Annotated in this window: 13 protein-coding genes; 6 read left to right on the plus strand and 7 right to left on the minus strand. The window is 69.4% G+C overall.

The features are described from left to right. Nucleotides 1-44: 44 nt before the first annotated feature. From HNP52_RS15700 to HNP52_RS15710, 3 genes are all read right to left on the minus strand, one after another. Nucleotides 45-920 (minus strand): general secretion pathway protein GspK, encoded by an 876-nt coding sequence (locus HNP52_RS15700; RefSeq protein ID WP_184168577.1) that lies wholly within the window; start codon nucleotides 918-920, stop codon nucleotides 45-47. Beyond that, a complete protein-coding gene (locus tag HNP52_RS15705) occupies nucleotides 917-1,489 on the minus strand; it encodes a type II secretion system protein GspJ (protein ID WP_311768487.1) in 573 nt (190 codons plus the stop codon). Before HNP52_RS15705 ends, HNP52_RS15700 begins: the two co-directional genes overlap by 4 nt. 76 nt (nucleotides 1,490-1,565) lie before the next feature. After that, complete coding sequence (locus HNP52_RS15710; RefSeq protein WP_184168578.1) at nucleotides 1,566-2,606, minus strand: penicillin-binding protein activator; 1,041 nt, start codon at nucleotides 2,604-2,606, stop codon at nucleotides 1,566-1,568. Nucleotides 2,607-2,701: 95 nt separating this feature from the next. Between HNP52_RS15710 and gspN the strand changes: the two genes are divergently transcribed. Next, nucleotides 2,702-3,322, plus strand: a complete 621-nt coding sequence (gspN, locus tag HNP52_RS15715) for a type II secretion system protein N (protein WP_260396231.1) — start codon at nucleotides 2,702-2,704, stop codon at nucleotides 3,320-3,322. Nucleotides 3,323-3,411: 89 nt separating this feature from the next. On the opposite strand, the gene HNP52_RS15720 is transcribed toward gspN, so the two are convergent. From HNP52_RS15720 to gspL, 4 genes are read right to left on the minus strand one after another with little or no spacing between them, the layout of a single operon-like run. Continuing rightward, on the minus strand, nucleotides 3,412-4,638 hold the full coding sequence (locus tag HNP52_RS15720; RefSeq protein WP_184168579.1) for a type II secretion system F family protein: 1,227 nt from the start codon (nucleotides 4,636-4,638) through the stop codon (nucleotides 3,412-3,414). A 3-nt stretch (nucleotides 4,639-4,641) separates the two neighbouring features. Then, the gene (gene gspE, locus HNP52_RS15725; RefSeq protein WP_409372652.1) at nucleotides 4,642-6,117 is read right to left on the minus strand and encodes a type II secretion system ATPase GspE; all 1,476 of its coding nucleotides are present in this window, start codon (nucleotides 6,115-6,117) and stop codon (nucleotides 4,642-4,644) included. Nucleotides 6,118-6,122: 5 nt separating this feature from the next. Beyond that, nucleotides 6,123-6,620 carry a type II secretion system protein GspM gene (gene gspM / locus HNP52_RS15730; protein ID WP_184168581.1) on the minus strand — a complete coding sequence of 166 codons (498 nt, stop codon included), beginning with the start codon at nucleotides 6,618-6,620 and terminating at the stop codon, nucleotides 6,123-6,125. Next, nucleotides 6,617-7,636: a type II secretion system protein GspL gene (gspL, locus tag HNP52_RS15735; protein WP_311768488.1), complete on the minus strand. Its 1,020-nt coding sequence runs from the start codon at nucleotides 7,634-7,636 to the stop codon at nucleotides 6,617-6,619. The genes gspM and gspL overlap by 4 nt, the downstream gene beginning before the upstream one ends. Nucleotides 7,637-7,831: 195 nt before the next feature. On the opposite strand from gspL, the gene gspG reads away from it, so the two are divergent. Genes gspG through gspD form a run of 5 tightly spaced genes read left to right on the plus strand, consistent with a single transcriptional unit; the run spans nucleotide 7,832 to nucleotide 12,144 of the window. Continuing rightward, nucleotides 7,832-8,269 carry a type II secretion system major pseudopilin GspG gene (gene gspG / locus HNP52_RS15740; protein ID WP_311768489.1) on the plus strand — a complete coding sequence of 146 codons (438 nt, stop codon included), beginning with the start codon at nucleotides 7,832-7,834 and terminating at the stop codon, nucleotides 8,267-8,269. Between the two features lie 5 nt (nucleotides 8,270-8,274). After that, nucleotides 8,275-8,757, plus strand: coding sequence for a prepilin-type N-terminal cleavage/methylation domain-containing protein (locus HNP52_RS15745; protein WP_260396183.1), 483 nt, complete (start codon nucleotides 8,275-8,277; stop codon nucleotides 8,755-8,757). After that, nucleotides 8,754-9,245, plus strand: coding sequence for a type II secretion system minor pseudopilin GspI (gene gspI / locus HNP52_RS15750; RefSeq protein ID WP_311768490.1), 492 nt, complete (start codon nucleotides 8,754-8,756; stop codon nucleotides 9,243-9,245). Before HNP52_RS15745 ends, gspI begins: the two co-directional genes overlap by 4 nt. Next, entirely contained in the window at nucleotides 9,245-10,075 is an 831-nt protein-coding gene (locus HNP52_RS15755; RefSeq protein WP_184168584.1) for a type II secretion system protein N, read from the plus strand. The genes gspI and HNP52_RS15755 overlap by 1 nt, the downstream gene beginning before the upstream one ends. Before the next feature lie 11 nt (nucleotides 10,076-10,086). Continuing rightward, nucleotides 10,087-12,144 (plus strand): type II secretion system secretin GspD, encoded by a 2,058-nt coding sequence (gene gspD, locus HNP52_RS15760; protein ID WP_184168585.1) that lies wholly within the window; start codon nucleotides 10,087-10,089, stop codon nucleotides 12,142-12,144. The last annotated feature ends 5 nt before the right edge of the window (nucleotides 12,145-12,149 follow it).

Consider the following 12,149-nt stretch of genomic DNA (forward strand, 5'->3'; position numbering starts at 1 on the left):
AACGATCGAGATTAGGGCGCAAACCGGTCGGCACTAACCCGTCCCTACCGCCCCGCCACAAACCCCGGTGCGTCCGGCGGCACGCTCGCCCCGCGCCAGCGCTCCACCACGCCGACCGCGATCTTGCCGTCCTGGCGCAGCACGCGCTGGATCAGCACCGCGGCCTGCTGGCTGGTGGTGCCGATCGTCGCGCGGGTGCGGACCCAGAAGGTGTTCGAGCGGAAGCCGGTGCCCCAGGGGAGCGAGAGGTTGAGGTCGCCCAGGTCCTTGAGGGTGAGCTTGCCGTTGCGGGCGCGGATCTCGGCGAGGCGCTGGGCGGCGAGCGGGTCGCGGAACAGGACCTGCAGCATCTCGGGATCGGCGGCGTTGAGGTTGATCGCGGTGGCACCGGGCAGCGCCGTCACCAGCCGCTCGAGCCGGGCAGTCGCCTGGGGCTCGAGGCCGGCCATGCGCAGCGGGCGGATATCGGTGACCGGCCCGTAGAGGCGGACATAGGTGACCGCCTTGACCACATCCTCCGCCGACAGGCCGACATCCTTGGCGATCGTCTGGAACAGCACGATCGCGCCGGCATCGCCGTTTCGCAGCATGTTGAGGTTGAAGCGCCCCTCAGCATCGGCGATCGCGAGGTCGAAGGTGCCGCCTTCGATCGGGGCGGCGCTTTCGGAGAGTTTCGCCCAGGGCTCGGTCTGGTTATCCTCGTTCGGCGCGGCGACCATGTCGCGGCGGAGCGCGACCACGGCGGAGAGTTCGCCGCCGCGAACTACGGCCAGCGCGCGGGCCGCTTCGCGGGTGCGGAGGGCGCGATCGAGTGCGATTTCTTCGCGATTGATTAGCAATAGCACAAGTCCGGACGCGATCGCGACGAACATCAGCACGTTGACGAGGATCATCCCGGCTTCGTCTTCGCGGCGGCTCATTGCTTGGGATACTCCGCCTGATCGGGCAGCGTGACGACGCGGCGCAGCGCGCCCGGCGTGCCGCCCGGGCCGGTCGCCTGGAGGGCGATCTCGATCGCGCGGGGCCATTTATCCTTGTCTTCCTCGCGCATCGGCCAGCGCGGGCTCCAGGCGGCGCCGTCAAAGAAGCGCCAGCGGACATTGGCGACGCCGCCGACCACGGTCTGCACCATGGCGCCCGAGCCGCGGACGAGATTGCCGTTGGCGACCGAATATTGCAGCGGCACCGCCGGTCCGCCGAAACCGGGCGCGGCGCGGGTGAAGTTGAGCTTCTCGCCCCCGCCCTCGACGCGGCCGACCGAGATCTGGTCGATGTCGCTCGACACGACGAACATCGCGCGCTGGAGATCGGCGAGGCGATCGAGGCGCTTCTCGGTGCGGCCCTGCACCTTGATGATGCCGTCAACCAGCGCGAGCCCGGCCACCGCGATCAGCGCGAACAGGCCGAGCGAGATCAACAGCTCGATCAGGGTGAAGCCGGCATCTCCGTCCCGCTCCGCTTCCCGGCGAAAGCCGGGATCCAGGGTCACGAGCGAGGTCCCGCCCGGCCCTGGGCCCCGGCTTTCGCCGGGGTGCTGGAGAAGGACATCGCCGGCCACGACAATCCTACGAACCCGAACTCGATGCCACCGGGGTGTAGCCCGTCGGGCCGGCTACCACGATCGCAAAGTCGCGAGCGACCGAGCCGTCGGTGCGGAAGCGGACTGGGCCGGTGACGCCGTGGAAGCCCTTGGCGTCCATCAGCCCCTCGATGCCCAGGCGATTGTCGGCGCGCAGCGTGTTGGCGATGCCGGCGGCGTCATAGGCCAGCGCGGCGATCGTGCCGGGATCGCCGCCGTTGCGGGCCTGGAAGGCGCTGGCGAAGGTGCCGAAGGCGTTGGGATCGGGGCTGGCGAGCCAGGCACCCTCGAGCGCGGCGAGCGCGGTGGGGCGGTTGTCGAGCCCCTGGAAGGTGCCGAGCAGCTGGATGCCGGTGTCCTTGAGCGCACGGGCGGCGGCGAGGACCGTCTCGCCCGAGCCAGGGAGCAGCACCGCGTCGGGCGCCTCGCCCGGATTGGGCAGCGGCTGGCCGGGCTTCACCTGGAGGATGGTGACGGTGATGCCGAGCTCGCCCTCGCTCTTGCCGGCGGCGAGCGCGGCGGCGGCGCTCCAGGGCGAGCCGTCGTCGATCATCGTGACGGTCTTGACCCCGCGGGTGCGGGCATAGCGCAGGATCGCGGTGGTCACCTGTCCGGCGGTAATGCCGAAGATCCAGGTGCCGGGTGCGCGGAGAACCGAGTCATTGCTGAACGCGATTACGGGCACGCGCCCGGCAATCGTGCTGGAGACGGCGGGGACTTCGTCCGCGCTGAGCGGGCCGAGGATCAGCGCGGGCTTGAGCTTGATCGCCTTGGCCGCCGCCGCGGCCGCGCCGGCCGCGGTGCCGCCGGTGTCGAAGCTCTGCACATAGGCATTGTTTTCCGCGAGCAACGCCGCCTGCCGCATGCTAAGGCCCAGCCGCGCTCGCGGCCCCGTGAGCGGCAGCAGCAGGGCGATCGGGCGCTTGTCCTTCTTCTCCGCTGCGAAGACGACAGAGGGAAGCACGACCGATGCCGCTGACGCGACCAGTCCTGATTGCAGCGACTTCAGCAGGGACCGTCGATCCATTGCCGACTCTGGGAGGGGAAAGCGGGTCACGCCGGTCTATTATCCTCTTCGCCCTGATCGGCATAGGGGCGTATCTGCTGGCATTGCTGGTGACGATGCCGGCGAGCGTGATCTTCCGGAACGCACCGTGGCGCACCGGGGTGGCGGGCACGGTGTGGAACGGCGAAGTGGGCATCGCCGGCGGGGCGAGCTTCGCCTGGCACATGGCGCCGCTGCGCTCGCTGACCAGCCTGGCCTTTGCCGCCGACTGGAAGGCGACGGGACCGGATACCGACCTGGGCGGGCAGATGCTCCAGCATCTCGGCGGGCGGACCGTGCTCGACCATGTCAGCGGATCGGCGGACGCCAGCCTGTTCAAGGCGCTGCAGCCGAACCTGCCCTTCACCTGCAACCTGACGATGCAGGTAGAGATGCAGCGGATCGCGAGCGGTGGCGGCGCGCGGATGGCGAACGGCAAGGTCACCACCGATCCGGGCAGCTGCCGGGCGAAGAATGGCGGCGGGCCAGTGGCGGTCCCTGCCCTGCTGATCACCGCCGAGCATGTCGGCGATCGCACGACGATCCGGGTGGCGCCTTCGGCCCAGCGGATGAAGACGCTGATGACCGCGGTGCTGAGCGAGAGCGGCGCGCTGGAGATCTCGATGACGGCGGAGGGTGCGGCGGTATTGCCGTTCGTCGGGCTGCCTGCCGGGGTTACGGTGCAGGGGCAGATGTGACTTCACTGTTCCCCGGCGAAAGCCGGGGCTCAGGGCCACAAGCGACATGGCAGAGAAACCCTGGGCCCCGGCTTTCGCCCGGATGACGCTCAGAGCCCCACCAGGTTGTTGAGGTTGATGATCGGCAGCAGGATCGCCAGCACCATCATCAGCACCAGCCCGCCCATCACCAACAGCACCAGCGGCTCGACCAGCGCGACCAGGGTGGAAACGAGCGCGTCCAGTTCCCGCTGCAGCTCGTCCGAGGCGCGGCCGAGCGCGGGGGCGAGCTTGCCCGAGCTCTCGCCCGAGGCGACGATCGCGACCAGCATCGAGGGGAAGATCCCCGCCTCGCTCATCGCCGCGCGTAGGCTGATGCCTTCGCGGACCCGGGTGGCGACGCCGATCGCCTTTTCGCGGACCCAGCGATTGGGCGTGACCGCGGCGGCGGCATGGAGCGCGTCAACCAGCGGCACGGCGCTGCCGACCAGCGTGGCGAGGCTGCCGGCGAAGCGCGCGGCGCTGAGCTGGCGGCTGAACCGGCGGAACGGGCGCTTCTCCGAGAAGAAGCGATCGATGCGCAGGCGGTTGGCAGGCACGCGGGCCCAGCGGAAGAAGACCAGCGCCGCCACGGCAATGCCGAGCAGCAGGTAGAGCCCGAAATTCTGGAGGAACCAGCTGACCGCGATCAACGCCCGGGTGAGGAAGGGCAGTTCGGCGCCGCGCGAGACGAACACCTTTACGATGTCCGGCACGATATAGACGAGCAACAGCGCCATCATGCCGATCGACACCAGCGCCAGCAGCGCGGGGTACATCAGGGCGAGCTGGAGTTTCTGGCCGTTGGCCTGGCGGTTCTCGACGAATTCGGCGAGGTGGTTGAGCACGTCAGGCAGCTTGCCCGAGGCCTCGCCCGCCGCGACCGAAGCGCGGTAGAATTCGGGGAACGCCTTGGGATGCTGCGCCAGCGCGGCGGCGAAGCTGCGGCCATCGAGGATCGCGGCGCGGACATCGAGCAGGAGCGAGCTGGTTGGGGCCTGTTCGGACTGGGTGGCGACAAGCCGCAGCGATTCCTCGATCGCGATGTCCGAGCCGACCAGCGTGGCGATCTGGCGGGTTACCGTGGCGAGCGCCTTGGACGACAGGCCGGCGCGGCGGAACCGGGGCAGCTGGATGCTGCCGAGGCTGGCGCCCTTCTCTGCCGCAACCTCGACCGAGAGCGGCAGCAGTGCCTGTTCGCGCAGCAGCGCGCGGGCAGCCGAGGGGCTGGAGGCCTCGATAATGCCCTTCCTGGCGGCGCCGGCCTTGTCGGCAGCGCGATAGGCGTAGGCGGGCATGGCTTAGCCCTCGTCCCTCACCACCCGGGCGACTTCCTCGACAGTGGTCACGCCGGCCTTCACCTTGGCGATGCCGTCGTCGAGCAGGCTGGGGTTTTCCTTGCGGGCATGGGCTTCGAGCTCGGCCTCGGAGGCACCGTCGTGGATCAGCTTCTGGAACTTCTCGTCCACGGCGACGACTTCGTAGAGGCCGGCGCGGCCGCGATAGCCCTCGTCATGACACTCCGAGCAGCCGACCGCGCGCCAGACTTTCTTGCCCGGCTTGATGGCGCCGCCGAGCAGGAGCGAATCCGCCTCGGTCGCCTCATCGGGCTTCGCGCAGCTTGGGCAGAGCTTGCGGACGAGGCGCTGGGCGCACAGGCCCACGACCATCGGGGCAAGCAGATAACGCTCGACGCCCATGTCGATCAGGCGGGTGACCGAGCCGACCGCACTGTTGGTGTGGAGCGTCGAGAGCACGAAGTGGCCGGTCATCGACGAGCGGACGGCGACCTGTGCGGTCTCCTGGTCGCGAATCTCGCCGACCATGATGACGTCCGGGTCCTGGCGCAGGATCGCGCGCAGCCCCCGGGCGAAGGTCATGTCGGTGCGCGGATTGACCTGGGTCTGACCGATGCCGGCCAGCTCATATTCGATCGGATCCTCGACCGTCATGATGTTGCGCTTGCGGTCGTTGAGCTTGTTGAGCGCGGCGTAGAGCGTGGTCGTCTTGCCCGAGCCGGTGGGGCCGGTGACGAGCAGCATGCCGTGCGGACGCTCGAGCAGCCGGGTGAACACGCTGCGGTCGCGCTCGCTCATGCCGAGCACTTCCATGTCGAGGCGCAGCGAGCCCTTCTCGAGCAGACGCATCACCACGCGCTCGCCATGCTGGGTCGGGATGGTGGAGACGCGGGCGTCCACGTCATGGCCGCCAATGCGGAGCGTCACGCGGCCGTCCTGCGGGATGCGGCGCTCGGCGATGTCGAGCTTGGCCATCACCTTGATGCGGCTGACCAGCAGCGGCGCGAGCGCGCGTGGCGGCTCGATCATGTCGCGCAGCACGCCGTCGATACGGAAACGGACGACGAGGCGCTTTTCCTGCGTCTCGATATGCACGTCCGACGCGCCCTCGCGCACGGCCTCGAGCAGCAGCGCATTGATCAGGCGGATGACGGGGGCGTCGTCGCGGGTGTCGAGCAGGTCGTCGACCGAGGCGGCACTGTCGGCGAGCGCGGCAAGGTCCATGTCACCGAGATCGATGTCGGCGGCGGCACCGGCGCCCGAATAGGCGGCGCTGAGCGCGGCGTCGAACGCCTCGTCAGGCAAGGTGACGAAGCGCGCTGCGGGAGCGAGGCGCTGCACTTCGAGCAGACCGTCGAGCGCGGCACTCGCCTTGTGGGCGCATTCCAGCCCGGCATCGGTGATGCGCAGAAGCACGCCGTTGCGGCGCGCGAAACTATAGGGCAGCGAGGCGGGCGCGTCGTCGGTGAGGATCAGCATCTCGTTCATGCGCCGAAGTCCACGGTGGCGCTGACCCGGCCGGGGGTCGCAGTGCGCTGGATGTCCACCCGCTTGATCCGCAGGCTGGAGGTTGCCGAGAGATCGGCGAGCCACGCCATGACGCTGTCATAGCTGCCATCGGCGATCGTTGCGCGGGCACCGCCGGTGACGGGCGCGACTGTGGCGGCAAGGCCGAAGCTGCTCGTCGAGCCGTTGATCACATCCGCCGGCGAGCCCTGGCGGCGCTGGGGTTGACCCGAGGAGAGCGTGCCCGCGGCGCGGATGCGCGCGGTGAGCGTCTCATAGGTGCGGATATCCTGCAGCGCCGAGGCGCGGGCGGACTGGAGCGGTTTGATGATGCCGAAGATCAGCACCAGCGCGGCGAGGAACAGCGCGAGGCCGGTGAGCATGACCTGCTCGCGGCGGCTGCGGCCGCTCCACCAGCCATCGAAGCGGATCAGCGCGGCGTCGAGCGCCGGCATGCGGGCGAGAATCAGTCTCATGCGGCACTCGCCGTAATGCGGATCGCACCTTCGGGCGAGCGGACGACCTGCGCCCCTACCCCCGCTCCCTTGAGCGCCGACTCGATCTGCCCCTGGAGGCCGATATCGGGCGAGGCGTCGAGATCGAGGGTGAGCAGCCTACCCTCGAAGGTCATCGCCCGGACGGTCAGCGCGCCGGAAAGCGGCCCGAGCGCGCCCGAGACGCGGTTGACCAGCGGCAGGAAAAGCTGCGGCACTTGGCCGCCGCCGGTGGGCAGCAGGCCGGTGATCGAATTGGCGAGATCGTCCCCCAGCGCTACGCCGGGCGCCGCTACCAGCGCTGCGGCGCGGGTCTCCGCCTCACGCCGATCGGCGATACTGCGCAGCATTATCACATCCCCGAACGCGATCACGACATGCGCGGCGGCGCCGATCGCGGCGACCCAGGCGAATTTCCGCCAGAGGCTCGATCCGGCGACCTTGCGCACCGCATAGGCGCCCTGGCGCAGGTTGAGCGCGGCGACCGCGGCACCAGCGGCAGGGCCGAAGGCGGCGGCGTCGAGCGCGGCCGAGCCCTTCTGCATATCGTCGGGCAGCGGCTCGCCATAACTGATGACCCCCGGGCGATCCGCGGCTTCCCAGGCTGGGCGCAGCAGCGGCGCGGGCACTTCGAAACCGGTGCCGTCGGCATCGCGCACCGCGGCGCGGCCGCCGGACTGCGACACTGCCCAACCCTCGGCTGGACGCGGCAGGGTGAGGACGTCGGGCACCATCGCGGCATGGCCGATCCCAGCTTCCTCGGCCTGGACGACCCAGCGGGCCATCACGTCGTGGCGAACGATGCCGACCAGGTAGCGGCCGGGCGCGATCTGCTCGCCGAGCGCGATGTGCACCGAATCGACCGGTTCGGCGATTCGGTCCTCGATCGCAAAGGGCAGCGCGGCGACGCGGCGGGCATGGCTGGGCAATGGCAGGTCCACCGCGAGCAGGCGCACCTGCCCGGTGGGGACGAGAATGGTTGCGGGCCAATCGCGCACGGTTATGATCAGGCGGTCACCCGCCAGCGTCCACACACCTGCGGCGGAGGGAATATTTGGGTCGGGCGCACCCGTGGCGTTTGGGCTCATTGTCACATTTGCTTCATGGGCAGGACGCATGGGGCGGGGATGCGCATAGTTTTGAAACAGTTCCATGACATCGCACCTGAGGTGCGCACTCACATTGCACCTAAGGTGCAGGACCGCAAGCACGCCGTGCCCGAGAGCGAGGCCGGTTTGACGCTCATCGAAATGATGATCGTGCTGGTGATTATCGCGATCGTGGCGGGCCTTGTCGCGATGAACGTGATGGGCCGCCCGGACGAGGCGAAGGCGACCGCCACCAAGAGCAACATCGCCGCCATCTCGGGCGCGCTCAAAATGTACCGGCTCGACAATGGCGACTATCCCACCACCCAGCAGGGGCTGAAGGCGCTGGTCGAGAAGACCACCATGCCGCCGCTCCCGGCGACCTTCCCACAGGGCGGCTATCTCTCCGCCCCCGCGCTCGATGCCTGGGGCAAGCCCTACGAATACAGCTCGGAAGGCGGGGCCTTCACGATTCGCTCGCTCGGCAAGGACGGCAAGGTGGGCGGCGAAGGCGTGGACGCCGATATCGAAGGCAAGGGCTGATCCCCATGCGGGGGGCCGACATCACTGAGCGCCCCTCCGAAGCGGGCATGACGCTCGTCGAGATGCTGGTGGTGCTGGCCATCATCGGCGTGATGGCGGGCGCGGTCGCGCTCGGCATGGGATCGGTGACGCGCGCGCCGAGCGTGGAGACCGAGGCGCGGCGGCTGGCGACGATGCTCCAGTCGGCGGCGGACGACGCGATGCTCGGCGACCGGACGATCGCCTTCACCGTGCGCAAGGACGGCTATGGCTTCGCGGTGATGAACCGCGACGGCGGGATCGTGCCCAGGACCGACAAGGCGTTCGGCTTCCATCAGCTGCCCGGCGGCATGGTGATGACGCTGAGCGTCAAGCCACCGGTGGTGCTCGGCGTCGACGGCGCCGGCAAGCCGATGCAGGCAGTGATCGAGAGCGGACAGCGCAAGTGGACGGTCGTCTATGACGGAATGACCGTGCGGGCGTTTCCGGCGACGGGATTGAAGCTGTGACGGTTGGGCTGCCTCCCCTAGCGGAACGCGCAAAGCTGTTCCCCGGCGAAAGCCGAGGACCAGAGCCAAGCAGCGCATCGCTCCTAACTCAGGGCCCCGGCTTTCGCCGGCGAACGGGTTATTCGCCGGATGACGGCGGGCATGACGACGCCGGCTTCTCATTGATCGAAGCCCTTGTCGCGCTCGCAGTGCTCGCCATCGCGACCGTCGGCCTGATGCGCACAGTCGAATCGCATATCGATTCGACCCGGGCGATCGAGCGCCGCACTACGGCCATGTGGGTGGCCGAGAACCGGCTCGCCGAGCTGGAAGTGGGTGCACCGGGGAGCGAGCAGGTGGAGATGATGGGCCAGGCATGGCGGGTTTCGGTGGATCGGCGGCGGACCGACGATCCCGAGATTCAGCGCGTGCGCGTCCAGGTGTTCGCGGGGCAGGAGAAGAGCGCGCTTGCATCGCTCGACGGCTTCGTGGACGGACGGAAGCTGTAATGACCGGCCTTACCCTGACCCCGCGCCAGGCGCGCATCGGACTCAACCTGTTCACCGGCGCCATGGTCGTCTCGGTGGCGGTGGCGCTGGCCGGGCTGACCTGGCGGATCGCCGGCCATGCCGGGACCGGCGCGATTACCGTGCCTTCGGGCGCCAGCGGCCCGGCGGTGGCGCCCGATATCGGCGCGGCGGTGGCGCTCGCCCCGTTCGGCAAGCCCTCGGTCTCCGAGGCCGGCCAGGCGACCAGCCTGCCGCTCGAGCTCAAGGGCGTGATCGCCGCGGGGCCGGGCGAGCTTTCCAGCGCGTTCATCTCGATCAGCGGCCAGCCGGCAAAGGCCTATAAGGTAGGCGACAACATCAACGGCGCGACGATCCAGTCGATCCTGCGCGACCGGGTGATCCTGGCCAATGGCGGGCGCAACGAGTTCCTCGCCTTCCCGGATCCGACGCTGACGCCCGAGCAGCGTCAGGCAGCGGCGCAGGGCCAGCCTGCTCCTGCCCCCGCCAATCCGGTGACCGCGCCCCCAGGGGCACCGCCGATCCGCACCGTTCCGGGCGCCCCGCCTCCCCCCGCCGGCCCGCCCCAGGCGAGCGTCGGCAGCATCCTCCAGCGCTTCGATGCGTCGCCCGTGCAGGGCGGGTACCGCATCGGCGACAACGGCCCGCCCGGCATGGTGGCGGGCGACGTGATCCAGTCGGTCAACGGCACCTCGCTGTCCGATCCCGCCGCAGCCCAGGGCGCCTTCGCGGCCGCCCAGGCGAACGGCACCGCCCAGATCCAGATCCTTCGCGACGGGAAGCGTATCACGCTTGCCGTGCCGCTCCGTTAGAAAGTGCCCTTGTGAAGATTCGCTCCGCCATCGCCGCACTCGCGCTCGCCGGGATCGCCCTGGACACGGTTGCCATCGCCCAGACGGCACCTGCCCCGCAGGATGCCGGCACCGGCGACGTGGTGGTCAACATGCGCGGCGTCGAGATCTCGGACGTATCCGACCAGATCTCGCGCATCACCGGGCGCACGCTGATCCTCGATCCGGCGGTGAAGGGCACGGTGACTGTCACCTCCTCGACCCCGCTGTCGCCGCAGGGCGTGTGGGAGCTGTACCAGTCGGTTCTCCGCGCAAATGGCTTTGCGGCAGTGCGCTCGGGCCGGGCCTGGCGGATCGTGCCGGCAGCCAATGCGGTGCGCGACGGCGGCATCCCGAGCCGCGGCGCCTCGGGCCAGGAGCTGGTGACGCGGATGGTGCGGCTGCAGAACGTGCCCGCCGCCGATGTCGCCCGCGTGGTGCGCCCGCTGGTCGCGACCTTCGGCAGCGTCGAGCCGCTGAGCACGCCCAATGCGGTGGTCATCACCGACTATGCCGACAATGTCCGCCGGGTGGAGGCGATCGCCCGCCAGCTCGACGGCGGCAGCGGCGCGACCTTCATCACCTTCTCGCTGAAGAACGGCAACGCCACCGACGTGGCGCAGTCGCTCCAGGCAGTGCTCGGCGACGGCACGCGTGTTGCCGCTGACGGGCGCAGCAACACGGTGATCGTGCGCGGCACCCCGGCTTCGGTTGCCGAGGCCCGCAAGATGCTGCTCTCGCTCGACCAGCCGGGCGGCGCCACGCCGATCACCCGGATGTTCCGCCTCAACTATGCCGATGCCGAGACGGTGACCGACGTGCTGCGGGGCGTGCTCGGCCAGGGCGACAGCGCCGACAATCCCGTGGCGAAGAGCCTGGGGACCGGCAGCTCGAACCCGTTCGCGCGGCTGAGCCAGAACAACCAGAACATCTCCGCCCTGCCCAACAGCTCGGCATCGACCAGCGGCGGGATCGGCAGCGCGATGCAGAACGCGCAGACCAACGGCGCGACGATGCAGAATGTGCAGACGCCGACGCCCAAGGGCTTCTCGACGCCCGACCTGAACGTGCAGCCTGCGCCCGAGCTCAACGCCGTGGTGGTGCGGGGCACGCCCGCCGCGATTGCCGCGATCGAGCCGCTGATCACCGACCTCGACGTGCGCCGCCCGCAGGTGCTGATCGAGGCCGCGATCGCCGAGATCACCGGCGATGATGCCGAGCAGCTGGGCGTGCAGATCGGCACGAGCGGCGCGGTGCTCGACCAGGTGAAGGGCGTGGGCACGTCGTTCGACCAGTCAGGCGCGTCGCTGGGCACGATCCTCAAGGCACTCGGCGTGCCGGCCGGATCGGTGCTGGGCAACGGCCTGAACGCCAATTTCGCGATCGGCGACGACTTCTCGATCCTGGTGCAGGCGCTGGGTACCTCGACCCGCGCCAACCTGCTCTCCACCCCGCAGATCACCGTGCTCGACAACGTCGCGGGCGAGTTCGTCTCGGGCCAGAACGTGCCGTTCCTGACCGGCTCTATCCTGACCGACAGCTCGACCGTGAACCCCTATACGACGATCGAGCGCAAGGATGTGGGCATCACCCTGCGCGTGCTGCCGCGCGTCAATGCCGGCGACACGATCCGGCTGCAGGTGAACCAGGAAGCCTCGTCGATCGCCGCCGCGCAGACCGCCGCGGCATCGGACCTCGTCACCAATCGCCGCGCGATCACCACCACGGTGCTCGCCGACAATGGCCAGACGATCGTGCTCGGCGGCCTGACCGCCGACGACTATACCGACACGCGCCAGCAGGTGCCGATCCTGGGCGACATCCCGATCGTCGGCGAGCTGTTCAAGAGCCGACGCGAGCAGCACCAGAAGCGCACCCTGTTCATCTTCCTCAAGCCGACGATCCTGCGCGACGGCGCCGATGCCGCGGCGGCGGCGAAGGACCGCTATGCCCGGCTGCGCGCAGACGAGATCGCCAACGCCAAGCGCGGCAGCCTGTTGCTGGCTCCGCCGACGCCGCGGCTGACGGTGGAGATCGACGGGATTTATTGAGGGAG

The sequence above is a fragment of the Sphingomonas kyeonggiensis genome, assembly GCF_014204495.1.
GTDB lineage: Bacteria > Pseudomonadota > Alphaproteobacteria > Sphingomonadales > Sphingomonadaceae > Sphingomonas > Sphingomonas kyeonggiensis_A.

What these genes read in the sequence shown, in the direction of transcription:
- HNP52_RS15700 (WP_184168577.1), bottom strand. Translation starts at nt 920, where the DNA reads ATGAGCCGCCGCGAAGACGAAGCCGGGATGATCCTCGTCAACGTGCTG.
- HNP52_RS15710 (WP_184168578.1), bottom strand. Translation starts at nt 2,606, where the DNA reads ATGGATCGACGGTCCCTGCTGAAGTCGCTGCAATCAGGACTGGTCGCG.
- gspN (WP_260396231.1), top strand. Translation starts at nt 2,702, where the DNA reads ATGCCGGCGAGCGTGATCTTCCGGAACGCACCGTGGCGCACCGGGGTG.
- HNP52_RS15720 (WP_184168579.1), bottom strand. Translation starts at nt 4,638, where the DNA reads ATGCCCGCCTACGCCTATCGCGCTGCCGACAAGGCCGGCGCCGCCAGG.
- gspE (WP_409372652.1), bottom strand. Translation starts at nt 6,117, where the DNA reads ATGCTGATCCTCACCGACGACGCGCCCGCCTCGCTGCCCTATAGTTTC.
- gspM (WP_184168581.1), bottom strand. Translation starts at nt 6,620, where the DNA reads ATGAGACTGATTCTCGCCCGCATGCCGGCGCTCGACGCCGCGCTGATC.
- HNP52_RS15745 (WP_260396183.1), top strand. Translation starts at nt 8,275, where the DNA reads ATGCGGGGGGCCGACATCACTGAGCGCCCCTCCGAAGCGGGCATGACG.
- HNP52_RS15755 (WP_184168584.1), top strand. Translation starts at nt 9,245, where the DNA reads ATGACCGGCCTTACCCTGACCCCGCGCCAGGCGCGCATCGGACTCAAC.